General features: G+C 42.0%; 31 protein-coding genes. 8 read left to right on the top strand and 23 right to left on the bottom strand.

Going from position 1 to position 24,724, the window contains the following annotated elements:
- Positions 1 to 16 precede the first annotated feature (16 nt).
- The 6 genes from ACFRAK_RS12360 to spoIIM form a co-directional block, all read right to left on the bottom strand.
- Entirely contained in the window at positions 17 to 829 is an 813-nt protein-coding gene (locus tag ACFRAK_RS12360) for a purine-nucleoside phosphorylase (protein ID WP_260284612.1), read from the bottom strand.
- Positions 830 to 2,032, bottom strand: coding sequence for a phosphopentomutase (gene deoB, locus ACFRAK_RS12355; protein WP_387597762.1), 1,203 nt, complete (start codon positions 2,030 to 2,032; stop codon positions 830 to 832). It lies immediately after the preceding gene.
- A gap of 299 nt (positions 2,033 to 2,331) precedes the next feature.
- The gene (gene xerD, locus ACFRAK_RS12350) at positions 2,332 to 3,225 is read right to left on the bottom strand and encodes a site-specific tyrosine recombinase XerD (protein ID WP_387597765.1); all 894 of its coding nucleotides are present in this window, start codon (positions 3,223 to 3,225) and stop codon (positions 2,332 to 2,334) included.
- A gap of 5 nt (positions 3,226 to 3,230) precedes the next feature.
- Complete coding sequence (locus tag ACFRAK_RS12345; RefSeq protein ID WP_370662551.1) at positions 3,231 to 3,461, bottom strand: YqzK family protein; 231 nt, start codon at positions 3,459 to 3,461, stop codon at positions 3,231 to 3,233.
- A 165-nt stretch (positions 3,462 to 3,626) separates the two neighbouring features.
- On the bottom strand, positions 3,627 to 4,076 hold the full coding sequence (fur, locus tag ACFRAK_RS12340; protein WP_034311309.1) for a ferric iron uptake transcriptional regulator: 450 nt from the start codon (positions 4,074 to 4,076) through the stop codon (positions 3,627 to 3,629).
- A 119-nt stretch (positions 4,077 to 4,195) separates the two neighbouring features.
- Positions 4,196 to 4,843, bottom strand: coding sequence for a stage II sporulation protein M (spoIIM, locus tag ACFRAK_RS12335; RefSeq protein ID WP_192205404.1), 648 nt, complete (start codon positions 4,841 to 4,843; stop codon positions 4,196 to 4,198).
- Positions 4,844 to 4,982: 139 nt separating this feature from the next.
- Between spoIIM and ACFRAK_RS12330 the strand changes: the two genes are divergently transcribed.
- Positions 4,983 to 5,546, top strand: a complete 564-nt coding sequence (locus tag ACFRAK_RS12330) for a GNAT family N-acetyltransferase (RefSeq protein ID WP_260284615.1) — start codon at positions 4,983 to 4,985, stop codon at positions 5,544 to 5,546.
- A 35-nt stretch (positions 5,547 to 5,581) separates the two neighbouring features.
- On the opposite strand, the gene ACFRAK_RS12325 is transcribed toward ACFRAK_RS12330, so the two are convergent.
- Complete coding sequence (locus ACFRAK_RS12325; RefSeq protein ID WP_394571788.1) at positions 5,582 to 6,763, bottom strand: endonuclease Q family protein; 1,182 nt, start codon at positions 6,761 to 6,763, stop codon at positions 5,582 to 5,584.
- On the bottom strand, positions 6,764 to 7,315 hold the full coding sequence (locus ACFRAK_RS12320) for an NUDIX hydrolase (RefSeq protein WP_387597774.1): 552 nt from the start codon (positions 7,313 to 7,315) through the stop codon (positions 6,764 to 6,766). It abuts the gene before it with no gap.
- Positions 7,316 to 7,390: 75 nt separating this feature from the next.
- On the opposite strand from ACFRAK_RS12320, the gene mciZ reads away from it, so the two are divergent.
- Positions 7,391 to 7,552: a Z-ring formation inhibitor MciZ gene (gene mciZ / locus ACFRAK_RS12315; protein ID WP_387597776.1), complete on the top strand. Its 162-nt coding sequence runs from the start codon at positions 7,391 to 7,393 to the stop codon at positions 7,550 to 7,552.
- A 55-nt stretch (positions 7,553 to 7,607) separates the two neighbouring features.
- On the top strand, positions 7,608 to 8,516 hold the full coding sequence (locus ACFRAK_RS12310) for an aldo/keto reductase (RefSeq protein ID WP_387597778.1): 909 nt from the start codon (positions 7,608 to 7,610) through the stop codon (positions 8,514 to 8,516).
- Between the two features lie 47 nt (positions 8,517 to 8,563).
- Here ACFRAK_RS12310 and ACFRAK_RS12305 read toward each other — a convergent pair whose 3' ends face one another.
- Entirely contained in the window at positions 8,564 to 8,686 is a 123-nt protein-coding gene (locus ACFRAK_RS12305; protein ID WP_394571787.1) for a hypothetical protein, read from the bottom strand.
- A gap of 108 nt (positions 8,687 to 8,794) precedes the next feature.
- Here ACFRAK_RS12305 and ACFRAK_RS12300 point away from each other — a divergent pair, with 108 nt between their 5' ends.
- Complete coding sequence (locus ACFRAK_RS12300; protein WP_387598210.1) at positions 8,795 to 9,220, top strand: Ohr family peroxiredoxin; 426 nt, start codon at positions 8,795 to 8,797, stop codon at positions 9,218 to 9,220.
- A gap of 44 nt (positions 9,221 to 9,264) precedes the next feature.
- On the opposite strand, the gene ACFRAK_RS12295 is transcribed toward ACFRAK_RS12300, so the two are convergent.
- Positions 9,265 to 9,702 carry a MarR family winged helix-turn-helix transcriptional regulator gene (locus ACFRAK_RS12295; RefSeq protein WP_394571786.1) on the bottom strand — a complete coding sequence of 146 codons (438 nt, stop codon included), beginning with the start codon at positions 9,700 to 9,702 and terminating at the stop codon, positions 9,265 to 9,267.
- Between the two features lie 159 nt (positions 9,703 to 9,861).
- Positions 9,862 to 10,122: a YqkE family protein gene (locus ACFRAK_RS12290; RefSeq protein ID WP_192205412.1), complete on the bottom strand. Its 261-nt coding sequence runs from the start codon at positions 10,120 to 10,122 to the stop codon at positions 9,862 to 9,864.
- 130 nt (positions 10,123 to 10,252) lie between these two features.
- On the opposite strand from ACFRAK_RS12290, the gene ACFRAK_RS12285 reads away from it, so the two are divergent.
- A complete protein-coding gene (locus tag ACFRAK_RS12285; protein ID WP_387597786.1) occupies positions 10,253 to 11,152 on the top strand; it encodes an alpha/beta hydrolase in 900 nt (299 codons plus the stop codon).
- A gap of 40 nt (positions 11,153 to 11,192) precedes the next feature.
- On the opposite strand, the gene ACFRAK_RS12280 is transcribed toward ACFRAK_RS12285, so the two are convergent.
- The 3 genes from ACFRAK_RS12280 to ACFRAK_RS12270 form a co-directional block, all read right to left on the bottom strand.
- Positions 11,193 to 11,516 (bottom strand): iron-sulfur cluster biosynthesis family protein, encoded by a 324-nt coding sequence (locus ACFRAK_RS12280; RefSeq protein ID WP_349728021.1) that lies wholly within the window; start codon positions 11,514 to 11,516, stop codon positions 11,193 to 11,195.
- A gap of 183 nt (positions 11,517 to 11,699) precedes the next feature.
- Positions 11,700 to 12,032, bottom strand: coding sequence for a YolD-like family protein (locus tag ACFRAK_RS12275; RefSeq protein ID WP_387597790.1), 333 nt, complete (start codon positions 12,030 to 12,032; stop codon positions 11,700 to 11,702).
- A 28-nt stretch (positions 12,033 to 12,060) separates the two neighbouring features.
- Entirely contained in the window at positions 12,061 to 13,320 is a 1,260-nt protein-coding gene (locus ACFRAK_RS12270; RefSeq protein ID WP_387597793.1) for a Y-family DNA polymerase, read from the bottom strand.
- Between the two features lie 415 nt (positions 13,321 to 13,735).
- Between ACFRAK_RS12270 and ACFRAK_RS12265 the strand changes: the two genes are divergently transcribed.
- Entirely contained in the window at positions 13,736 to 14,395 is a 660-nt protein-coding gene (locus ACFRAK_RS12265) for a C40 family peptidase (protein ID WP_387597796.1), read from the top strand.
- Between the two features lie 82 nt (positions 14,396 to 14,477).
- Here the strand turns inward: ACFRAK_RS12265 and ACFRAK_RS12260 are convergent, their stop codons facing one another.
- The 3 genes from ACFRAK_RS12260 to ACFRAK_RS12250 form a co-directional block, all read right to left on the bottom strand.
- On the bottom strand, positions 14,478 to 15,005 hold the full coding sequence (locus ACFRAK_RS12260) for a hypothetical protein (protein ID WP_387597799.1): 528 nt from the start codon (positions 15,003 to 15,005) through the stop codon (positions 14,478 to 14,480).
- Positions 15,006 to 15,169: 164 nt separating this feature from the next.
- The gene (locus ACFRAK_RS12255; protein ID WP_192205418.1) at positions 15,170 to 15,985 is read right to left on the bottom strand and encodes an SDR family NAD(P)-dependent oxidoreductase; all 816 of its coding nucleotides are present in this window, start codon (positions 15,983 to 15,985) and stop codon (positions 15,170 to 15,172) included.
- Positions 15,985 to 16,953 (bottom strand): MBL fold metallo-hydrolase, encoded by a 969-nt coding sequence (locus ACFRAK_RS12250; RefSeq protein ID WP_387597803.1) that lies wholly within the window; start codon positions 16,951 to 16,953, stop codon positions 15,985 to 15,987. The genes ACFRAK_RS12255 and ACFRAK_RS12250 overlap by 1 nt, the downstream gene beginning before the upstream one ends.
- Positions 16,954 to 17,465: 512 nt before the next feature.
- On the opposite strand from ACFRAK_RS12250, the gene proC reads away from it, so the two are divergent.
- On the top strand, positions 17,466 to 18,311 hold the full coding sequence (gene proC, locus ACFRAK_RS12245; RefSeq protein WP_260284633.1) for a pyrroline-5-carboxylate reductase: 846 nt from the start codon (positions 17,466 to 17,468) through the stop codon (positions 18,309 to 18,311).
- Positions 18,312 to 18,412: 101 nt separating this feature from the next.
- Here the strand turns inward: proC and ACFRAK_RS12240 are convergent, their stop codons facing one another.
- On the bottom strand, positions 18,413 to 18,844 hold the full coding sequence (locus ACFRAK_RS12240; protein ID WP_394571785.1) for a VOC family protein: 432 nt from the start codon (positions 18,842 to 18,844) through the stop codon (positions 18,413 to 18,415).
- A 286-nt stretch (positions 18,845 to 19,130) separates the two neighbouring features.
- Between ACFRAK_RS12240 and ACFRAK_RS12235 the strand changes: the two genes are divergently transcribed.
- Positions 19,131 to 19,682, top strand: coding sequence for a MerR family transcriptional regulator (locus tag ACFRAK_RS12235; RefSeq protein WP_260284635.1), 552 nt, complete (start codon positions 19,131 to 19,133; stop codon positions 19,680 to 19,682).
- 161 nt (positions 19,683 to 19,843) lie between these two features.
- On the opposite strand, the gene ACFRAK_RS12230 is transcribed toward ACFRAK_RS12235, so the two are convergent.
- The 5 genes from ACFRAK_RS12230 to rnz all read right to left on the bottom strand — a co-directional run bounded on the left by ACFRAK_RS12230 (position 19,844) and on the right by rnz (position 24,705).
- The gene (locus ACFRAK_RS12230; protein ID WP_192205423.1) at positions 19,844 to 20,638 is read right to left on the bottom strand and encodes an ABC transporter ATP-binding protein; all 795 of its coding nucleotides are present in this window, start codon (positions 20,636 to 20,638) and stop codon (positions 19,844 to 19,846) included.
- Entirely contained in the window at positions 20,613 to 21,644 is a 1,032-nt protein-coding gene (locus ACFRAK_RS12225; RefSeq protein ID WP_387597810.1) for an ABC transporter permease, read from the bottom strand. Before ACFRAK_RS12225 ends, ACFRAK_RS12230 begins: the two co-directional genes overlap by 26 nt.
- A 33-nt stretch (positions 21,645 to 21,677) precedes the next feature.
- Positions 21,678 to 22,673 (bottom strand): ABC transporter substrate-binding protein, encoded by a 996-nt coding sequence (locus tag ACFRAK_RS12220; RefSeq protein WP_076365486.1) that lies wholly within the window; start codon positions 22,671 to 22,673, stop codon positions 21,678 to 21,680.
- 208 nt (positions 22,674 to 22,881) lie between these two features.
- On the bottom strand, positions 22,882 to 23,700 hold the full coding sequence (locus tag ACFRAK_RS12215; RefSeq protein ID WP_260284638.1) for a phytoene/squalene synthase family protein: 819 nt from the start codon (positions 23,698 to 23,700) through the stop codon (positions 22,882 to 22,884).
- 63 nt (positions 23,701 to 23,763) lie between these two features.
- Entirely contained in the window at positions 23,764 to 24,705 is a 942-nt protein-coding gene (rnz, locus tag ACFRAK_RS12210) for a ribonuclease Z (protein ID WP_387597814.1), read from the bottom strand.
- Positions 24,706 to 24,724 lie beyond the last annotated feature (19 nt).

Here is a 24,724-nt window from a genome sequence, read left to right as displayed (position 1 = left end):
TGTATTTTTGTTCGTTTTATATGTCCTTAACGATATGCTTAACAAATTCAAGAAAACTGCTTTTCACTTTTTCAGTCGTTTCAATTACCTCTTCATGCGACAAAGGCTGATCAAGAATGCCTGCGGCCATATTTGTAAGGCATGAAATTCCAAGCACCTTCATACCACTATGCCTAGCCACGATAACTTCCGGAACTGTCGACATACCAACTGCATCCCCGCCAAGGATCCTTGCCATTTTCACTTCTGCCGGCGTCTCATATGTCGGTCCTGTATTTCCGATATAGACACCTTCTTTAATATCCAATCCTAGTGAAGCTGCTATTTTTTTTGCTTGCGTCCGAAGGCCTTTATTATAAGCCTCCGACATATCAGGGAATCTAGGGCCGAAGCGCTCTTCATTAGGACCAATCAATGGATTTGCCCCCATTAAATTAATATGATCCGTAATGAGCATCAAGTCACCTGGTTCATAGCTTTCATTTACGCTTCCGGCAGCATTCGTTACAATTAACTGCTCAACACCAAGTAGTTTCATTACACGTACAGGAAAAGTGACCTTCTCCATCGAATAGCCCTCATAAAAGTGGAAACGTCCTTGCATGGCTACAACTTTTTTGCCACTTAAATGTCCAATGACAAGCTGTCCAGCGTGTCCCTCCACAGTCGATACCGGGAATTCCGGAATTTCGTGGTATGGAATAGTTATCGGATTTTCAATTTCATCCGCCAATACTCCAAGCCCGGAACCAAGAATCAGTCCTATCTCCGGAGAGCCTTCAATTTTACTTTTTATAAATGAAGCAGCAATCTCTATTTTATTAAACATCTATTTACTCTCCCCTAAATTTAGATCGCCTAATATATTTTTTCCAAAGGCAGGCATTTTTACATCAAAATTAGCAGCGACCGTCGCCCCAATATCAGCAAATGTATCTCTTATCGGTAGTTCGGCACCTTCTGTAAATCGTTTGGAATAAACTAATAATGGGACATATTCACGTGTGTGATCGGTTCCTTCATGGACCGGATCATTCCCGTGATCGGCAGTGATGATCAATAGATCATCCTCTTTCAGTTTATCAAGGACTTCCGGCATCCGGGCATCGAATTCTTCCAATGCCTTTCCGTATCCCTCTGGATCGCGGCGGTGACCGTATAAAGCATCGAAGTCGACTAGATTAAGGAAACTTAACCCTTTGAAATCCTGTTCTACCGTTTGGATTAATTTATCCATTCCATCCATATTGGATACGGTCCTCAATGATTCAGTGACACCTTCCCCATCAAAGATATCAGAGATCTTCCCGATTGCGAGCACATCATATCCAGAATCTTTCAATTCATCCATTACAGTCCGGTTAAAAGGCTTCAACGCATAATCATGACGGTTAGGCGTTCTTTTGAAGTTGCCTGGTTCACCTGTGAACGGTCTGGCAATTACGCGTCCAACCTTGAACTCATCAGCCATTGTCATTTCACGGGCAATTTCACATATCTTGTATAATTCGTCTATTGGGACGATATCTTCATGTGCAGCAATCTGTAATACGGAATCAGCTGATGTATAAACGATCAGCGCACCCGTTTTCATATGTTCCTCGCCAAGCCTTTCAATGATTTCCGTGCCGCTTGCCGGGACGTTCCCAATAATTCCCCGACCCACCTTCGCCTCGAGTTCATTGACTAATAGTTCCGGGAAGCCATCTGGAAATACACGGAATGGAGTCGATATATTTAACCCCATGATTTCCCAATGTCCAGTCATCGTATCTTTTCCTGTAGAGGCTTCCTTCATTTTCGTATAGTATGCGAGAGGTTGCTGAGCTTTATCAATCCCCTTGATTTCACGGATATTGCCTAAACCCAATTTTGCGAGAGTCGGCATGTTCAATCCATTCATTCTTTCTGCGATATGGCCAAGTGTATCCGCCCCTTTATCGCCGAATAAATCTGCATCAGGCGCTTCGCCAATCCCAACTGAATCCATAACTACTACAAATATACGTTTAAATGCTGAATTTCCTTTCATGAGTCATTCCTCCTAAAATAGTAAATCACTTTTTATACTCTCTATAATACCCTTACTCTGCTCAGTTACTCTTCATTTAAATGAAATCGCGAGAACGTCAGAAGTCTGACCTCTCTACATTGTAAACGATTACCATGATGTAGACAAATAATATATTTCGGAATGAAACAAAGTGCCCCAAGATGCACATTGGAATTATTTGCAGCCCCTATAGCAGTCCGTACAAACGGAGAATAAGGCTGCTCCTTCAACTGCCCCGCAGTTAAATTCACAACCTTTTCTATCATTCTACTATTCTTTTAAGCTCGCGGATGGAATTTTGAATATACATCCTTGATCCGTACGTTCGTAATATGTGTATAAATTTGAGTTGTCGAAATATCCGCATGACCAAGCATTTCTTGGACGGCACGTAAATCAGCCCCGTTCATCAATAGATGTGTCGCGAACGAATGTCTTAGTGTATGCGGTGTAATTTCTTTTTCAATTTGTGCTGATTTTACAAGTTTTTTTAGAATCTTCCAAAATCCCTGCCTTGTCAGCCTGTTTCCATGATGATTCAAAAAAAGTGAATCTGTCCTGTGCTTGGGACTGGCCATTTTCCCCCGGGAACTTTCCATATAATGTTCTATCGCACCCAATGCAGTTTGTCCAATCGGAATGATCCTCTCTTTATTTCCTTTCCCTACGCAACGGACAAAACCCATCGATGCATGGACATCACTCACATCCATGGATATCAACTCACTGACACGCATACCCGTCGCATACATCAGTTCTAGCATCGCCTTATCACGTAAACCGAATTCATCCATTTTCTTCGGGGCATCCAATAGTGCTTCAACCTCTTCCATGCTTAATACCTTTGGAAGGCTTCGTTCCGGTTTTGGCGTTTCTATATGTATGGACGGATCCTGCCCGGTTACTTTTTCCCTTAGAAGAAATTGATGAAAAGACCGAATGGAAGCTATATGACGCGCCACCGTCTTCGACGATTTCCCTTGATCCTTCAAATGCACGAGAAAATGCAGGATGTTCACCCGCCGTGAATCATTCCAGGCTTCAATGGTTTCAACATCTTTCAGATAGCTCCAATATGATCTTAAGTCACGCTCATACGAGACGAGCGTATTTTTGGCAAGTCCCTTTTCAATGGTTAAAAAATGAATGAAATCCCTAATTTGATTCTCCATATTCATTACTCCCCGTTTAAATAAAACAACATTAAGCGTTCAAGCCATGCATCATCACCCGTATCAACAGCTTTCGATACTTTTACGGCCATGCCTTTCGGTTCATCATAACGATGATAACTTTGATATTCCTGATTTAACCATACCATTCCTATATAAAAAAGAACAGTGAAGCTAACAAAGAGAACCATCACTTTAGCCGTGTGCAAAACAAGCGATAATGATGTTTTCATCATCTTTCCCCTCCCATTCGATCCTTTGTATCAATCTATGCCCAACAGGACAAGTTTTATACGTGTTTCGGAAAGGAGAAAACAAAAACAGCTCTTCCTTGAGAAAATAGGTTTTTAAAATGCAGAAAACCTTCTCCATTAAATGGAAAAGGTCCGACTTCATTCACCTTAATTTTCTTCTTTGTCATGACATCGATGACAAATGCCATGAAAGGTTAATCTATGGTCTTTAATCTTGAAGTTCCAGTCGCGTTCCACGATGTCTTCTACGTCTTCAAGTAGGTCTTCCTGGATCTCATCTACCGCACCACATTCCACACAAACAAGATGATGATGGAAATGCGCAGCTCCTTCTTGTCTTAAATCATAACGGGAAACCCCGTCTCCAAAGTTAATTTTATCTACTATCTTCAATTCAGTCAGCAACTCTAGCGTACGGTAAACTGTTGCCAATCCAATTTCCGGCGACTTTTCTTTGACAAGGAGGTAAACGTCTTCTGCGCTTAAATGATCCTCTTCATGCTCAAGTAAAACGCGGACGGTCGCTTCTCGCTGAGGCGTTAATTTGTAGCTGGACGAGTGTAACTGCTTTTTTATCCTATCAATTCTGTTTTCTATTTCCATACCTAATATTCCCTCCCGCGCCGCTATCTTATCCATTATATCAAAAGAGGGAAAACTGTCAAAATAGATTTCTTGTTAATGATAAAAAAATTTGCGGGAACGGTAAATTTTCATTAATGACCCAATAAACTTACGACATTTTTCATTAAAGAAGGGGATAGGTACGCTTCAAACGCAGCAGCCGTAATCAAAAATAACCCCGACAAAACCAATGAGAAAATATACCGCGAAATTATCGGCTTCAGCGGTTCACGAACCTGCTTTAGGAAAATCCGGCTGATCATTTTCATTGATAGTGCGACGGCAAGGACGGTTATTACGATGAATATCGGTACGATGAATATATTTTGGGGCAGAATGGCGACAAACGATAATAAGAATCCGCTCCATCCCATTTGATTTACTAAAAAGCCGACTGTGAATCCAACAACCATCCCTTTTATAAATAACAAAACCAGGATGACAGGCAAACCGATGACCGATATTCCCAGAATCCAGATGACCCCGATATATTTTATATTATGCATAATACTTTGACTGAACATATCATGCGAAGATGCAAATTCACCCTTGGATACTTGTCCGAAAAATTGCGATAAATAATAGAACAAGTCTTCCTTTTGGGTAAAGCTCAAACTATTCACCAATATTGCCCCAAAAATGACACCCATCAAAAAAAGCACAGTGATAAAGACATATAATGAGGAATGTTCGTTAATATGTTTCATTACGGCATTTTGTACGACAGATTTTTTTTTCATCTTTCATCCTCCCAACTCCGCTTACTAGAATCTATGTTTTCACTCTCTCATTTATGCTAAGAAAACTTTCCCCATCAGCCAAACACTTTGAATCCAATTCGTGTTATAATTTTCCATATCAATAATATGGAGGCAGGATATGAAAGCTATATTAATGGATTTTCCCGAAAAAATTGAAACCCCGCGATTATATCTAAGACCTTGTCAACCTGGTGATGGCCTGGACCTTTACGAAGCCATTGTCCATTCTAAACCTGAATTGAAACAGTGGCTGCCGTTTGCACATCAAGATTTTTCGTTGGAAACTTCTGAACAGAACGTCCTTAAGTCCTTTGCGGACTTTATTTTAAAAGAGGATATCAGGCTCCATATTTATAGGAAAGAAGACGATCAATTCATTGGCTCCACTGGTCTGCACCGAATTAATTGGGATATCCCTAAATTCGAAATTGGCTATTGGATTGATACAAGATACAGTAAACTAGGCTACATAACGGAGGCAGTGGAAAGGTTAACCAAATTTGCCTTTTACCATTATGGGGCAAAACGAGTTGAAATCCGCTGTGACCCTAATAATATAGCCAGCAAACGGATTCCTGAGAGGCTGGGATATACCCTTGAAGGTATTTTGCGTAATGACTGCCTCAGTGCAGACGGCAAGGAAGTGCGGGACACCTCCATTTATGCAAAAACAACAACCTAAAAAAGTCCTGACAGATCTCATCTGTCAGGACTTTTTTAGGTTAATTCCTTTTTGACCTTTCCGTACTTTCCTCCGCCCCCCACTTCAAAAGAAAGCGTCCCTTTCCTGGCAGAATCGATGTAGCACGCCAATTTTTCAGGAACGATTTCCATGAGCTGTTCAAGCGTAACACCATGAAGGATATTCATCTCTGTTCCAAATGCCGCCAGCAGTTTTTCCATGGATTTAGGTCCGAGTCCTGGGATGAAATCGAGTGGCACTTGATGGATATACGGCGGCCTTTCCCTTCGGTTTCTTCCGTCCAGCCCGGAAATGGAGAGTTCTTTAATCCTGGACGATACCCCTTTAATAATGGATTTATTACCACACTCGGGACATTGTTCATCATCCCTCAATACCTGGTGTAAACACCCTGAACATACCGTTTGATGATACTTTCCCAATAAGGGGTTCAATCCATAATTAACGGCCACCTTACGATTCCCTTTTTCTTTAAGGGCTTTTGCCAGCTCATTGAAACTTGGTTCTTCAAGCAGGACTTTCTGATATTCACGGGCGATTTTCCCAAGCGAATGCGCATCGGAATTTGTCACGAATACATAGGAATCCAACTCCTCGATATCCTTGACCATTTCTGTATCTGAACTTAAACCAAGTTCGATGGCATCAATTAGCTTCGGATCGAATACTTCTGTCAGACTGGATCGCACCCCTTTTCCATATAAGCTTTTAAATGGGGTAAAAACATGTGCCGGAATAAACAGGCCGCCCAGTGACTTCACGATCTTTTGCAGCGTTCTTCCATCACAATAAATCCTTTGGGAGCTCAAGGTGATATTTTTAACATGTCCGCCCATCCATGAAGAGAATTCCTTCATCGCTTTTAAAGTGGGAAAATAGGCGAGGACATGGATCGGTCCATTACAATTCTGATCATAAATTTCAATCTCCGAGCCTGGAATGATGGTTGTATTCTTGTATTGAAGTCCGCCTTCAATCTTTTCCGTGATTTCGCCATCAAGAATCCCCGCTTCGATTTCTTCGATAATTTCAGGAGAATGGCAATCGATTATTCCGATTAGATCAAGGCCCTTCCTTTCACTTGCCACTTGCAGCACATTGCTGAAGGTTAACGTTTTAGCACCTGTTATTTTTACGGCCCTTCCGCTTCTCGTTCTGCCTATATGGATATGCAGGTCAGCGTAAAATTCTTTCATTTATGATGTCATCGCCCTTTTCAACTGCAGATACTGAACTGCATATGCCGTTTTGGCATCCTGGATTTTCCCTTCATCCATATAAGTTTGAGCTTCTTCCAACGTGAGTTCAAGCATCTCGACAAATTCATCTTCATCCAGCGGGGCCGCATTTTCCTTCTTTTTCAAATTGTGGGCCATATAAAGGTGGACCAATTCATCGGCGAAACCTGGGGATGTATAGAAGGATATGATGTGCTCCATTTTTTCGCATTCATAGCCTGTCTCCTCCTCCAGTTCCCGTTTAGCCGACAGAACCGGCTCTTCGCCTTTTTCCAGCTTTCCTGCAGGAATTTCCACCAAGCTCCTTTCCAGCGCTTTACGGTACTGCTCAACCATGATGATTTTATTGTCTGCCGTGAGAGCTATGATGGCAACCGCCCCCGGATGTTTGATTATTTCACGTTTACCCGTTTTCCCATCTGGAAGCTCTACATCATCCACTTGCAGGCTGATTACCTTTCCCGTAAAGACTTTTTTCGAAGACAGCGTTTTTTCTTCAAACTTTTTCATCCTGACCACTCCTTTGTTCTAATTGCAGCATGATTCCTCATACATTTTACCATAATAGAGATGGAGGGCGATTTAATGAAAGTTTACGTATTGGAAAAAAGCGTTACTTTATCTGGAAAGAGTTGGGAAATCCTTCAAAAACTAAAGCAATTACAAAATCAATATGTCTATATCAATGATTGGATTACCGACATACATGATCAGGAGCCGCCCACTCCTTTAAAACGGATCAAGTGAATTCTTTGAGTGAAATGGATTTCTCCTTTACAATGAAGTAAAGGGAGTGGATAACATGAAAAAACGCAGACTAGGAAATTCTGACTTGCTAGTTTCTGAAATCGGGCTTGGATGCATGTCATTGGGGACTGTTGAAAATCAGGCATCCGAAATCATACAGTCCGCTTTAGATGAAGGAATCAATTATTTTGATACGGCTGACTTATATGATTTCGGAATGAATGAAGAAATCGTCGGAAAGAATTTAAAATCAGTCCGCGATAAAGTATACATAGCCACCAAGGTCGGAAACCGCTGGAATGAAAATAAAGATTCCTGGAGCTGGGATCCATCTGGCGCCTATATTAAAACGGCAGTAAAAGATAGCCTAAAGCGATTGGGTACAGATTATATTGATCTTTATCAGTTACATGGCGGCACCATTTCAGACAATATCGGAGAAACGGTAGAAGCATTTGAAGATTTGAAAAAAGAAGGCTATATCCGACATTATGGCATTTCTTCGATTCGTCCGAATGTAATCAAGGAATTCACTGAAAAGTCTGAGCTTGATTCCGTGATGATGCAGTTTAATCTACTTGACCGCCGCCCAGAAGAGTGGCTGTCCCTTTTGGCCAACAAACAGATCAGCATTATCGCCCGTGGCCCCCTTGCCAAAGGGCTGCTCAGTGAAAAAATGCTTGAAAAGGCAAATGAGGATGGATACCTTGACTATAGCTATCACGAACTTAAAGATTTGCTTCCGCAAATAAAGGACAAACTTTCTGATAGGAAGTTGAATGAAACCGCACTTCAATATGTATTGTCACACCAAAGCGTCGCTACCGTTGTACCAGGAGCAAGTTCAGTACAGCAGCTCCGCGAGAACTGCCAGGCCGCTAACAGCCCTTCACTGTCCAAAACCGAGTTGGATATCTTGAAGCAGTTGACCAAAGCGAACAAATATGAAAGTCACCGGGAGTAAAAGAATAAAACTAAACTAAATGTTTCAAAGGAACGTCAGAACATCCTTTAGGCTGCACTATCTCCGTTTAACCAACGTGATAGACAGCCTTTTTCCGTTCCTTCATTTATTCGCCTTACTGCTTCTGTACCGCTTTCAAGTTCCTCTTCATTCCAATCCTTCCAAACCAATTTAACTTCATACCAACATTTTTAATTTTTTCATTGGACATCCCAAATTTAATGCTGTACAATTTAGTTGTGCACAACTAAAAATAAGAAGATAATGGAGAAAAAATGATGACAAAAACATTATTTACAACGTCTGTAACAGTTGATGGCGGAAGAGAAGGAACGGCAATTTCTGCTGACGGCAACTTCACGGTTGATATTGCGATGCCTGGTACACCTAGGGCTAAACAGATGCCTGAAGCATCTAATCCAGAACAGCTTTTTGCAGCTGGATATGCTGCATGTTTTGATAGTGCTTTGCAATCAGTTGGTAAAATTGAACGCGTTTCTTTCGATTCCAAAGTCACCGCAAACGTCAGTCTTTTGATGGGTGAGATGCATCAGTACAGCTTGGCTGTAACTTTGGCCGTGAAGGGATCCGGGGTCGACAAGGAGACATTCGAAACCCTTGTTCATAAAGCGCATCAAATGTGTCCTTATTCTAAAGCGATCAATGGCAATGTGGACGTCGCCTTTGAAATAAATGTAGATTGAAATCCACAAAAAGACGCTTGGGATCACCAAGCGTCTTTTCTTTGCTAAAATTCCTGTAATGTTTTCAATAATTGGAGCAGCGAAACTTTTAAATCCTCAACCACCTTCTTATCATCACCCGACATTGCCGAAATGCGATCTGGAATGAAACAGGCCTCTTCCTGTAAACCAAGTCCCTTTTCCGTCAACTTAATCATGACAGACCGTTCATCCTCAGACGAACGTTCACGGACAATCAAGCCATTCTGCTCCATTCGTTTCAACATGGGGGTAAGCGTTCCTGAGTCGAGGGCAAGGAGCTCCCCTAGTTTTTTTACTGTAAGTGTATCCTGTTCCCATAATAGAAGAAGAACAAGGTATTGAGGATATGTCACTTTGAGTTTATCAAGCAGCGGTTTATATTTCTTCGTCATTTCCCTTGAACTTGCATAAAGCAGGAAACATAATTGGTCTTCCAGTACTTTCTCTATTTTACTTTGCATCATATCACCAGCTAATTGTAGTCCATCCGATATGAAAGCATATCGAACTTATCTTTAATATAATCGTTATACATTATAAAATAAAGGAATATCAGCAAGGAATGGTCTTCCTGAACGGAAAAAGGGAGCCAGCTCTCTTAATAAACCGCTCCCTGTCCTTCATTTATAGTTCTTCCAGTTCAGATTGCTTTCACCCAATAGTTCTTCGAATGATTTATTCTTCTCCCGACGCTTTCTTTCTTCGCGTTTTTTTTCTTCTTCCGCTGCCCGTTTTTCTTGTTCAGCCTCATTAAGTTCCTTTTGCTTTTGACGAAGCTGGGACATGATATCTTGATTGATCATATCACCGAGTTTCAATGAAGATGATTCTTTATCTTGGTTTTTGCTTTGATTTTGATTTCGCTGCTGTTTCTTTTTCACCCTTAAAACCTCCTGGCCATTTATGAAATTATTATATCACGACTGCCGTTTTCCTCGTCATGGTTTTCAAACAGTGTTTTCCCATTTCCCACATGGTAAAATAAAGAAAATCAACTGAGGAGGACCTCCCATGAAGAAATGGTGGTTTACACTGGCTGGAATCCTATCGTATATCATCGGCGTCGGCATTTATTTTTCCAATCGGATCATGTACATGAAAAAGAAGGAAGATGATTTTATCCAGAATCGTGAAATCATGGCTAAACGCCTGATCACGGAGGATTTTGATAATCTGCCTAAAACGGAAATTTGGGTATCGTCACCATCCGGATATTCCTTGAAATGCTTGTTTATCGAACCGCATGATACTAATAAGTGGGTGGTCATTTCCCATGGTGTGACGGAGAACAAAGTCAATTCGATTAAGTACATGAATATTTTTCTTAAGCGGGGCTTCAATGCCATCATTTATGACCACCGCCGGCATGGGGATTCGGGGGGCAAGACGAGCAGTTATGGACATTATGAAAAATTCGACCTGAAGGCTGTAATCGATGAATTGAAAAGACGTAAAGGTCCTGACCTTCATATTGGCATTCATGGAGAATCCATGGGGGCTGTAACCCTGCTTTTATATGCCGGAATGCTTGAAGATGGTGCTGATTTTTACATTGCCGACTGTCCATTTTCAAATTTCGAGGATCAGATCAAACACCAGCTTAAACTTGTAGTCCCACTTCCCTCCTGGACCGTGTTTCCGCTTGGGCGTACGTTCATCAAACTCCGTGATGGATATTGGACCAATGAAGTGTCACCAATCGATTATATGAAAAATATCCGAAACCCCGTGCTCTTCATCCATAGTGAAAATGACAGTTTCATTCCCGCTTCCATGACAGCGGAATTATATGCAGCAAAAGAGGGCCCAAAGCAGCTGTACATCGCTAAAAAAGGGGCCCACGCTCAATCTTACAATGAAAATCCAAGAGAATATGAAGATCAAATCGATCAGTTTCTAAAACTTGTCTGAGAAGAAAAGAGAGGGAATCAAGATTCCCTCTTTGCTTCATTTAGATTTTATAAAAAAAGCTCATCCTCGGATTTAAGATTTGATTCGGACTTTTTAATTGAAAGCTGTTCGCTTCCGGAACAAAGTCTATTTTCATGACTTCATCAAGGAAAATCATTTTTGATTTCTCCACATATAGAGGAATCCCGTTCGTTTCCACTTTTTCGGTACCTTCTTCAGGTTCGTTTACCCACCATAGCGCGGTCACACCACTCACCACGCAGCCACAGCCATCAGTATCATATTTCAACTGTAAATATCCTTCTTGTTCCTGTACCTTATCGACTATTTTCTCAGCCGCTGTTTCCGTCCATTCAATATACATGATTGCACGCCTCCTGATGTCTTTCCTTTCCCCCATTATAAACGATAAAAACGCTTCTGTTAAAGAAACTGCCTGCTTCCTTTTGCAAGATCAGCCACACGAACACCGTGCTAGCAAATGCCGATTCTCTTACGCATCACGATGAAAATGAAAGGCTGTCCCTTGGAACGGCCTTTCCGCTCATCATTCCGTTATCCTTACATCCGCTATATCGGAGAGCCTGATATAGTGAACCTGCTGAAACCGATCAACGATATGAAGCTTTTGGGTGGGCTCATTATAATAATGGATCCTGCCGATTAACAGCTGATACCGGTTTCCTTCATAATGTGCAATCGTAACATCCTTTCTTTCCTCCATCGCTTCCCCCATTACAGCATTCATTTCTTCCAGTTGCTGCTCATCCAGGATGCGCTTCGTTTCATAGCCATCCTCCACCGCCCAATCCCGCAGCATCTTCACATGCTCCGGTAACATCATCGATGTCCATTTGATACGGCCGCGATCACGAATCATTCTTTTCCCTCCCTTCAAAAAGTCACCCCTACGCCTTATGCCCACCAAGCAGCCTGCTTCGGTAAACGGCTGTACCGGCTTCCGTATACGAAACCGCACGCAATAACGATTTGGCTCCATATTTATGGCGAATTCGATCAACTGTGTAACTCAATTCCCGCTTCTTCCAGCGCGAAGCATCGAATAAAGTCAACTGCATTTCGTTATCATCCACAATATTCGAGAGTCTGACCTCTATGCTCCGAACCGTTTTTTGCTTATAGTTCTCATGAAAAAGCTCCAGGCAAACTTTATATAACTCCATCGTGATGTTGGTCGGTTCGCTAATCGAACGCGAACGATGGAAACCCCCGCCAAACTCATCCTTGCTGTAACCAATGCTTAGGCTCACCGTTCTTCCTGCCTTGCGATGGGTGCGTGCCCTTCTTCCAACTTCTTCGCAAATTTCCAGCATGACCTGCTTCACCTCATGCTCCTCCTTATAATCCCGCAGCAGGATTTGGCTTTTGCCGAAGCTTACCTGCCCTTCGATGATCGCTGCCCCCATATCGGATAAATCTATTCCCCACGCATGGTGGTAAAGCTGATTGCCCATAATCCCAAACTTCGCTTCAAGTAATTCAAGATCATAATTGGCAAGCTGCCCAACCGTAAATATCCCCATTCCATGAAGGGTTTTTTCAACGCGCCTGCCGATCCCCCACATTTCACGAAGCGGGGAAATCGGCCAAAGTTTGCTTGGCACATCCTCATACTTCCATTCGGCAATCCCTTTATGTTTGGCATCCAAATCAAGGCAAAGCTTTGCCATAAGCATGTTCGGCCCAATTCCAATTGCACAAGGGAGCTGTAATTCGCGTTCGATTTCATCCTTTATCTTTTCAGCTATCATCCGGGCATCTCCCCATAAAGAAGCGGCACCATCGACTTTCACAAAACTTTCGTCCACACTATATACGTGAATCGCTTCTTTGGGCACATAACGGTTGAACAAGCGGGTAATTTCCGTCGAAACCCTTAAATAGGTCGCCATTTTAGGTTCAACGACGACAATCCTCGGATCATTCGGGATCTCAAACATCCGCGACCCTGTCTTGATGCCAAATTCCTTCTTCATTTTTGGAGAAGCCGCGAGCACAATGCTCCCTGTCCTCTTCAAATCACCAACCACCGCCAGATAACAATCAAGCGGGTCCAGACCAAGCATGACTGCTGAACAGCTTGCATAAAAACTTTTTATATCGATACACATAATTGATTGTTTCGGCATCGTCCCATAATCCATCATTTCTTCACCCTAATAAGAATATATGTTCGCTTTTATTATATTCATAACTTTAACCGAATATACGTTCTTATTCAATGGAAGTTTTCATACAAATTTCTACTTTTTATTGTAATTTCCTTGAAAAATATAAAAGACACTAAAAATGGATAAAATACCAAATTTAAACTCCATATCCAAATTGTTTTTTTTAAAGAGAATCAATTAGTAGCTTGAATATTTTTTAATGAATCCATATACTCAGTTTTTTGAAATTCGCACACCCTTTTCAACAGACTTTCGTCCATTTATCATTCAGTCTTACTACTCATTTTTTGTAATGAAACTGTAACCAAAAATATGTCTAATTGTCACAATGGTATTGTAGGATAATATTGTTAAGAATTATAGAGAGATAGATAGAGAGGAAATGAAAATTATGAAGAAATGGATCGCTTCAGCTGCTGTTGCATCTGCCATGATGCTAACCCCACTGCAAGCCTCTGCAAATATTGGAGATCAAACCCTCAGACCCGGAATGACACACAGCGATGTCAAACAACTACAACAACTTTTAAAAACCAAAGGATATTTCACATATACAGGTTCACTGACTACATATTACGGCACCTATTCTGAATCCGCAGTAAAAAAATTCCAAAAAGCCAAAGGGTTAACTGCCGATGGAATTGCCGGCCGAGGCACATTTAATGCGCTTGGTGTTTATAATGTCAATAATACAAGCCTGATAAGCTATTCAAAAACTTTAATAGGCAAACCTTACAAATGGGGCGGGACGACACCGACTGGATTCGACTGCTCAGGGTTCGTCTATTATGTATTCCAGAAATCACAAGGAATTACCTTACCGCGTACAACATCATTGCTCTATTCCAATACAGGTTTAAAAGTATCTTCACCAGCTAAGGGCGACCTTGTATTCTTTGATACTTCTTCTGGAAGAACAGGAGTATCCCATGTTGGAATCTATATCGGAAATGGTCAATTCATTAGTGCAACGTCTTCTAAAGGAATAGCCATCGCGGATATGGATAATTCTTATTGGAAACCAAAATATTTAGGTGCGAAAACTTTATAAGATCAGGACAAAATCTTATTCTTGTGAGCGAATCCCCATAAAACAACCGGACAGAATTCCAAAGTGATTCAGTCCGGTTGTTTTATTTTATATATAATATTTCATCCGTCAAATCTTCTACTGTCACCATGAATGAAGAGTCTAAGTTTGAACGATTCATCATTTCGATATTATAAACATGCTCTGATGGTAAATGGACGACTTCGAGAACCATGAATCGCTGACTTTCCGCTTTGCTGACATGATTGAGGGCAGCAGTGACCGCCCTTTGTTCGGCTAAGCTTTTTTCATCCGTCAAAACAAGAATCAGTTTCGCTTCCGCTTTCCCAGGGAATGATTTCTCCACCCCGCCCCGGTGCCACGGCTTCACTTTCATGCCGATTTCCAGGTCGGAATAATCGAGGTAATTACCATGTTGATCTTGAATATATGTATCATTGGTCACCCTATAATACGTCCCTTTAATCAAAATCCTTTTATCGTCAAGATCCGTAACGAAACCTTCTTCCCCCTTATCAATGACTTCATCCATGTTCCAATCAGGGGATTGGCAGCTGCCCAGAATAAAAGCAACGAATATAGAGATATAAAGGTTCACTATCATCTTCATACAAATCCCTCCTAATAGAAATAGACGGCTTCTCCCTGAAATAGTTACCAATTATTTATTTAATATAGACAACTTCGGTCATTTCCAAAAGGGGAATGTCATCGACATTCCCCTTTGCCTATTATTAGACCAACTTTCGCCTTTTCCGGTATCGAAAGTTTAGCCTACTTTTTAAAAAATGCTTTTTTCCCTAATGTTTCGGTGATCTTTGGAAACATGTTATACCATTTCCCAGCTAAATTCATCCAGCCAGGGAGATTGATTTCCCTCTTATTGGTCAGCATCGCCGCTACGATTTTGGCAGCGACATCTCCAGGCTTAAGCATGAATTTTTCAACATTCTTTAAGTATGTACCTGATTCATCCGCAATGTTAAAGAAATTCGTTTCTATGGGTCCAGGATTGACGGTGGTCACAAAAACATGATCGTCCATCAGCTCGAGCCGAAGTGCGTTTGAATAGCCAAGAACCGCGAACTTGGTCGAAGAGTACAATGTTGATTTAGGTGTGGCGATTTTACCGGCCTGAGAAGCTATGTTGATGATATGCCCCGCTTTTCTTAGCTTCATATACGGAAGAACCAGCTTTGTGCAGGCCATCAATCCAATGACGTTGACAGCAAACATTGCTTTCGTTTCATTTAACTCCGTATCCTGTGCTTCTTTAAACGTGCCGAAACCAGCATTGTTGACCAACACATCCACTTCTCCTATTTGCGCATGGATGTCATTAAATACATTTGTCACCTGATCAGTATCTGCAACATCAAGCTTATAGGCATATGCATCAATCCCATATTGGGTGATCAGTTCATTCTTTAGCTGCAGTAATTTATCCAGGCTTCTGGCCAAGAGGACGAGACGGGCCCCCTGCTTTGCACTTTGAATGGCAACTTCCTTGCCAATCCCTCCGGAAGCACCGGTAATAACAATGACTTTGCCTTGCAACTTATTCAAAAAAATGAGCCTCCTTGCGAACATTAAGCGATTGAATACAGAATGACCCCTGATTGGATTTCTGTTTCGACTTCACCCAAGTCTTCTAAATAATCCAACTGACCGACCGTTTCCGAAAGTGTCAGGCCCACTTCCTGAAGGTATACTTTCGGGAAAAGCTGCTGACAAACTTCAAAGGCCGATAAAGGCCGATCTTGAAGCATGTTTTTCACCTGCATGGCACGGTTATGCTGCCGCTCGAATCGATATTGAATCAAGTCGGCAACCGCATCTCCTTCCACTTCAGATCCATGTCCGGAGTAAACAGTGGAAATGGAAAGATCCAATAATTTCTGAAGTGATGCATTATATTGCAGTAAAGGACGAGGCCTCATGCCTCCGGGAAGTAAAGGTGGTTCCATTAATGGATTAGGTGAGATCTTGGCAAGCAAGTGATCGCCTGCAATCATGACACCGTCACTTTCCCGGTAAAAGGATAAATGGCTTTGAGCATGCCCAGGAGTCTCGATCACTTTCCAGCCTGGAAGACCAGGGAGCTCATCTCCCTCAGCCAAATATCCATGAAGCTTCCGTTCACTAAGGAAACTGATTTCGTTGCGGTTATGGGTCAGTTCATTTTTCAGCTCTTCTGCCACTCCGAACTTAGTGGCATAATCAAGGAAAAAACGATTATGGGTTTCAAGGAATTCATCACTGATAGTCAACCAGCGCTGATTATTTTTGTGTCCATAAACCGGGATTTCCTTTTCAAAGAAATCGAGTGCACCAGCATGATCAGGATGATGATGGGTTAAAATGATTTGTTCGATATCAGTCAGTTTCAGACCCAAATCCCCAAGCCCTTTAGTCAGGGCTTCCTTTGATCGTTTTGTTTTCACTCCCGTATCGATTAATGTTAAAGCATCCCCTTTAACTACATAAACATTCACATCACCCACTGCAAACGGCGTGGGCAAAGCAAGTTTTGCAATATCTCCATTCCAATTCGCCATTATCTTATCCACCTTAGAAAATTATATTTATATAAATCTTTTTATACGCTAAACAGGATTCCTAGTATACTTATCATGTATAATTACCATTTTACATGTATTTTAAATCACTGTCATTATTTTCACATAATTCATGTCTACTTTTTGTCGTCCTTGCATATATTATCATTGACAGAGTACTGATATATCCTTCATAATCACAAGTAATTAAAGACGGCGTGGCATTGATTAAGGCCAAGTAAATTTATGATGGCGTAAAGAGAGTGAAGCTCGGAATGTGCTGAAAGGCTTCACCGCCCCCTCATTATTGAACCTACCTTATGAGCCTTCAGGAAAACCTGACGTAATTCCCGCGTTAGAGGATTCAAGTGCAGCTTTTCTGGTTATTCGTTATGGAAAAGTTGAACAAAGGTGGTACCACGGAAGCTAGACCTTTCGTCCTTTATTGGATGAGGGGTCTTTTTGTTTTTCAAAAAAAGGCCGAAAATACAAAAGAAAAAGGAGCGGGAAATATGGAAAAAATCGCGTTTATCGGAGCTGGATCGATGGCAGAAGCAATCATTTCAGGGCTGGTGACCCAACAGGTGATCGAACCAGCAAATATTTTTGTAACAAATAAATCAAATGATGATCGGTTCGATTATTTAAAGAACCAATATGGTGTTACTGCCACAAGATCGCTGCAGCAATTAGTCCAGGATGCAAGCCTTGTCGTCCTGGCGGTGAAACCGAAAGATATTTTAGAAACGATGCAATCAATAAAAGAATACATCCGTGAAGAAATGCTGTTCATTTCCGTTGTTGCCGGGGTTCATACAACAAGCTTGGAAGGAATCGCCAACAAGCGGTTCTCGATCGTCCGTGCCATGCCTAATACATCGGCAGCTGTAGGAAAATCAGCAACCGCCCTTGCGGCTAACGGTCATACGAAGGACTCGCAATTACAAACGGCGATTACCCTTTTTGAAACGGTAGGTACGGTGGCAGTCGTAGACGAAACCCAGCTAGATGCGGTAACAGGCTTATCAGGCAGCGGCCCGGCTTATATTTATTACTTGGTAGAGGCATTGGAAAAATCGGCAGAAAAAATAGGTCTCGATTCCGAAACCGCCAAGCAATTGATTCTGCAGACACTGATGGGTGCGGCCGATATGTTACAGAAATCACCAAAAACGCCTGCCGTACTAAGAAAGGAAGTAACTTCACCAGGAGGAACGACTGAAGCAGGTCTGAAAGCACTTCAAGCACATCAAGTGGAAGAAGCATTCATTGCCTGTGTACAAGAAGCGACAGAGCAATCGAAGCGAATGGGCAATCAAATAAGTAAAGAACTAGCCAAATATGTAGTTTCGCAGTAAGACGCATGATGGTGATCAGCTGTTGCCTGGCCACTCCTACAGCAGTGGCCAGGCAACAGCCCTTCATAAAAGATCGGCACATCTTATGAAGGGTAACAGCGTTACTTTATAATCAGCATATCATTTTCATCGAAACTCCAATCCTTCGAATACGCAACCTCCCAATAGTAACCGTCGGGGTCTGAAAAATATCCGCTGTATCCTCCCCAAACAACATCCTGAGGTGATTTTTCAATTGTTCCCCCAGCCTTTCCAGCCTTCTTGATCACATCATCCACTTCTTCAACTGATTTAGCATTATAAGCTAGCGTAAGACCCGGGAACCCCTTTTTCTTAGGCGGTTCTTTCTCATTGATGTCTTTTACTAGCTCCTCTAAAGGATACAAAGCAAGTTTCGTTCCGGCATTATTAAAAAAAACGATTGCGGGTTCGTCCTCTTTAATCGATGTACGGAATCCCAATCCGTCCTGGTAAAACCTCAATGATTCAGTAATATCCCCGACACCTAAAGTGATAATGTTGATCCTGTTCATGCTAGTCCTCCTTTTTCCATGTTTTAAGGGTAAATTCGACATCTGGATCACTTTTCCCTTTATATCTTGATTGATTATCAGCCACACCATCACAAATGCTTCTTAAAGTTCCTAAAAATGCTCAACAATTGCATAAGGATCAATCCAAGGGGATTCCATCTTGAATTGCTCCTTATGCAAATTACGTAGGAATTTCACTTTCTTTGCCGAATGAATACATGTTTTGTCATCTGTAAAGGAATTCCCTAATACTTATCGAATTCAACAACCAAAAGGGGGAATCTCGATGAATACAAGTGCAGTTGCCCGGTTACTGAATGTTTCCCATAGTACGATTCAACGCTGGGTCACCCAATTGAACATGGAAGTAGAACGGAATCAGCTTGGCCACTACCAGTTTTCGGATGAAGACATTGCATTATTGAGAAAAATCCAAGATCAGCTGAACGAAGGCATCATTCTCCAAAAGGTCAGCATCTCAGAGAAAAAAATTAGAAAAGCAACCATCCAGAAACACTCCGAATCGGATAAAGAACATGATCAACTGCTAGAACGGGTCACCCGGCTTGAAAATGGGCTGAAAACAAAAGCGGACGATGTTGTATCCTATCAGCTTTTACAGCACAGAAGTGAAATGGAAGACATGCACAAACTCGTTAAGAAACTCGAAGCCCGTATCGAAGCGTTAGAAACACCAATGGGCCAGCCGTTTGATTATTTACTCGCGGCTGAAGAGGCTGCTGCCACTAAAAAGACAAAGAAAAGACCATTTATAAAAATGATTTTTGGAAACAGAAAGAATGATAGTTCATCATGGAGCACAGCCGACAGCGATTAACATCGATTATCATTCAAGATGGATCATGAGCACCCCACGATAGCCATTTTTCTCATGCCAGGCATTTCTTCAGTAATAGGACCTGATCTAATTAATCACCCCAAAAATAAATAAGGCCCGGCCAAGGTTTAAGTCTCACCTGGGTCGGGCCTTTTCTCAGCTTAAATCAACACTGCACGGTCATTGAGCATTTTTTCGCCTTTGATGCGCTGGAATTCGTTAAGCAGTTTTTCAACGGTAAGCTTCTGCTTTTCAGCACCTCTTGCTTCAAAAATGATTTGTCCTTTATCCATCATGATCAAGGAATTTCCAAGATCGATTGCCTGCTGCATATTGTGAGTCACCATCAATGTCGTTAGCTTGTTCTTTTCGACGATTTCCTTCGTCAGATTTGTAACAAGCTCTGCCCTGGAAGGATCGAGAGCGGCTGTATGTTCATCAAGAAGCAGGATTTTAGGATCAGTGAAGGTCGCCATCAACAATGATAATGCCTGGCGCTCCCCTCCTGATAATAATCCCACTTTTGCAGTCATCCGATTTTCCAGGCCTAAATGAAGGGTACCCAAACATTCTTTAAAAAGTTCTTTCCGTTTTTTTGTCACCCCGAAACCTAATCCTCTTCTATTGGTTCTGCCATAAGCGATCGCCATATTTTCTTCAATCGTCATATGTGGAGCCGTACCAAGCATGGGATCCTGAAAAACACGGCCAATCATTTTAGCACGGGCATGTTCTTCAATGGCCGATACATTTTCCCCATCAATGATGACTTCACCGGCGTCAGGGAGAATTTTGCCGGATATCATGTTCATCAGCGTCGATTTACCTGCCCCATTACTCCCGATGACTGTAATAAATTCGCCTTTTGCCATCTGCAGCTCCAGATTCCCAAGGGCTAGCTTTTCATCTGGTGTCCCTTCATTGAAGACCTTATAAATCTGATTTAACTGAAGCATATCCTTCTCCCCCTTTCGATAAAGTCCCACCATGGCGCATCTGTATTTCTTTGAGACGCCTTTTCTTTCGGCTTTTCTCTTTTTGTTTATCGGTAATTTTAGGAATGACAAGTGCCCCTACCACAATAAGTGCCGTAATTAATTTAACATCGCCTGTTTCAAGAAATTCTACGCGAAGTGCCAAAGTTACGACGATTCGGTAAATGATCGCTCCCCCAATGACCGCAAGGGTCGCACGTGCAATCGTTTTGGAGCCAAATAATGCTTCGCCAATTATAACGGATGCCAATCCGATGACGATGATTCCAATCCCCATGCCAATATCGCTAAACCCATTATATTGGGCAACCAAGGAACCCGAGAAAGCCACAAGTGCATTTCCAATCGCAAGGCCCAGGATCTTCATGTTTCCTGTATGGGCGGAAAAACTCTTGACCATCGCTTCATTATCACCCGTTGCGCGTAAAGCTAGACCGATTTCCGTTTTTAAAAAAGCTGACATCCCAGCTTGAATGATTAAAGCCACAATCAACATAACAATTAGTATAGCCCACGTTTTTGGCAAGCTATCACCAAGGCCCACAATCGATAAAAGACCATTCAACATATTGTCCATGCCAGTGCCAGCCCAGGCATTCTGGATATTCGTGATAATGGTCGTTTGAGAAAGCAACGGAATGTTGGATGCACCCATGATCCTTAAATTGATGGAATAGAGGGCAATCATCATTAAGATACCTGCCAGAAGTGGATTGATTTTCCCTTTCGTATGCAGGAATCCCGTTATTGTCCCAGCAATGAAACCTGCCACCATGGCACAAAACGTGGCCATGGCTGGCGAGAAACCGTTAACGATCATAATGGCGGCCACAGAGGCACCTGTCACAAAACTGCCTTCCACAGTCATATCCGGGAAGTCGAGAATCCTGAATGTTAAATAAACACCTAGTGCCATAATCGCATAAATCATTCCCGACTCAAAAGAGTTGAATAAAGCTGAGAACATTTTTTTTCTTCCTTCCCCGAACAAAAGCAGAGTTTATTTTACAAACTCAGCATCTGCTTTCCATTCTTCTTTTATTTCAACACCCATATCTTTTGCTGCCTTTTCATTGATGACCAATTTCAGTTTTTGTGGATATTGAACTGCGATATCTCCAGGCTTTTTGCCATCCTTCAAGATTTCAACCGCTTTTTGCCCCGCTTCATAACCAATATCATAGTAACTGAATCCATATGCTGCAAAACCACCAGCATTCACGGAATCAAGCTCACCAACAAACAATGGAATATCTTTATCATTTGCCACCGAAATGACCGATTCCAGTGCTGAAACAACGGTATTATCAGTAATGATATAGAAAGCATCGGCTTTTCCGATTAATGATTCCGTTGCCTGTTTAACCTCGGCTGAAGTGGACACGGATGCTTCAACGACTTTCAAGCCCGCTTTTTTCGCTTCCGCTTTCACGTTTTTTATTTGGACGACGGAGTTTTGCTCCCCTGTATTATAAACGGTCCCAATTGTCTTGGCGCCAAGTTCTTCTGCCAGGAATTTCATTGATTTGGCAATGGCTTCAGGATGGGAATCCGTCGTACCCGTCACATTTCCGCCTGGCTTATCCAAAGATGTAACGAGCTCCGCCGCTACAGGATCGGTAACCGATGTAAAAACGATTGGTATATCCTTTGTCGCATTCAAAGCGCTAAGAGCACTAGGAGTAGAATTGGCAAAGATTAAATCCACTTTATCCCCAACAAAGTTATTGGCGATCGTTTGACTATTATTTTGGTCACCCTGTGCAATTTGAAGATCATATTTGGCATTGATGTCACTATCCTTCAATGCCGCCTGAAATCCTTCATAAGCCTGGTCCAGGGAATCATGCTGAACGATTTGTGTTACTCCAATGTTGAAGGTATCCTTTTTGCTTTCATCCTTTGCCGTATCTTTTTCCTTGTCATTTCCACACCCAGCCAATAATAATCCTGCGACCAATGTCATAGCTGCAGTTGAATATAATTTCTTTTTCATATTTTCCCCCCGCTTTTTTCTTATTTAAGATTAGGTTTTTTCTAGCGACGTCAACTTTTTCGCTTTTATTTCCTAAATTATAATCGTTTAGTCCCAATTATTCCAATATATTTTTTAACTTTTTAGAATTTTTTGAGTTCTAGATATAAAACATAAAAAAAGCTGCTTTGAAAGGGATGGTAACTTTCAAAGCAGCTTTATGGAAAAATCAGTGTTCGACAACTTGGCTGACAATTTCGGTAACTGTAGTACGATCGATTTTTTCTTTGCCTTCTTTTAGGGCTTTCAATGTGGCCTTTGCCAATTCCAAGGGTATCTTACAGAATTGGATGATCTCTTTCGTTTCAATCTCTCCAATGTACACATCGGCTAATGCAAGATTATGTTCCGTATGGGCAAGCATCTCGTCGAAACCCCAGCCATCCGGATAAAAGTTCACACCGCGTTCTGCATCTTCCTCACGGTTACGCAGGATATTGACCGTTTGGAGTCCGCGTCCAAATGCGATGGCAAGTTCGCGGTCCGTTTCGGTTCCATCGTACCAGTTCCACATATCAGACAGCATGACCCCGACTAACCCTGCAACATAATATGTGTAATCATCGAGTTCCTCTTCATTATGGATTTGCCAGTCCATAGTAACCCATTTTGCCATGCCTTCGGCCATTTCCTTTGTCGATTCCAAGACTTTGTCTTTTGCACCGGAAGGACAAAATTCAATCCAGTCCGAAAGAAACAGGGTCACCTCGGGAAGATCATCCTTATATGGTTCAAATAACGATTGAAGATCTTCTTCCCTGAAATCCGCATCAAGCAACTCACTAAGAGCCTTTAAAAGGGAAACCTTAATATCTGCAGGAAGACCGGGGTGATCCTCGATCTCATCGATGGCGCGCATGCATAGGTACGCAGCTCCAATAGCCTCTTGCAATCCCTTTGGAAGATAGCTGATTGGAATGAAAAAAGTCCGGCTTGTTTTTAGGAGAAAATCCATTGCTTTAGTATGTAGGTCGCTTTTGTCAGTCATATTTACACTCCTTTAAATATCCAATGAACAATTGATTAATTATATCAAACATTGGCTTTGATTTCAGCTGCCCGATTCCCCTGAATACAAAGGAACTTTAATTGCCATTAGATCTTCACCCATAATCGTGTTTGCAAAGACCGCTTTGCTTTCCTCTTTTAGCCTCTCAGCATCCTCCGGAGTATACCGTGAGCTGATATGCGTAAGGATTAGATTCTTAGCTCCCGCTTTCAAAGCCGTTTCTGCAGCCTGAACGGTGGTCGAATGATAATAGGCTGATGCCATTTCGGATTCTTCCGCTGAAAATGTAGCTTCATGAACAAGGTAATCCGCCGATTCAGCAAGAATGAGCGCATTGCTGCACATTCTTGTATCACCAAGAATCGTGATGATCCGTCCTTTTTGCGGAGCACTGAGATAGTCCTTCCCATTTAAGACACGGCCATCATCGAGACGGACTGTTTGTCCATTTTTCAATGCTTTAAAAAGAGGCCCCGGCTTCACACCTTCAGAACGCAGCCGGTCGACCAGTAAGCTTCCTGGACGATCTTTTTCAACAATCCGGTAACCGATGCTGTAAATGCCATGATCAAGCGACATGGCCGTGACTGTGAATTGTTCGTCCTCAAACACTGCGCCTTCTTCAATTTCGATGATTTCCAAGGGATATTTTAAATGAGTTCCACTCACCTGTAAGCTCGTCTTAATAAATGCATCTATTCCTTGTGGACCATATACGGTCAATTTATCCACACCGCCCTGAAAAGATCTGCTGCTTAAAAATCCAGGCAGTCCGAAGATATGGTCACCATGTAAATGGGTGATGAAGATCTTTTCAACCTTTCGCGGCTTGACCGCGGTTTTTAATATTTGATGCTGTGTTGCTTCCCCACAATCGAATAACCAAACCGTCCCTCGTTCTTCCAATAATTGCAGGGCGATTGAAGTCACATTACGCGCTTTAGCCGGAACGCCGGCGCCTGTACCCAATAAAACGAAATCCACTCATACTACCTCCGTTGCA

It is taken from the genome of Peribacillus sp. NPDC056705, from assembly GCF_043656335.1.
The sequence above is the reverse complement of the archived record's forward strand: the minus strand, read 5'-3'. Positions and strand labels throughout refer to the sequence as shown.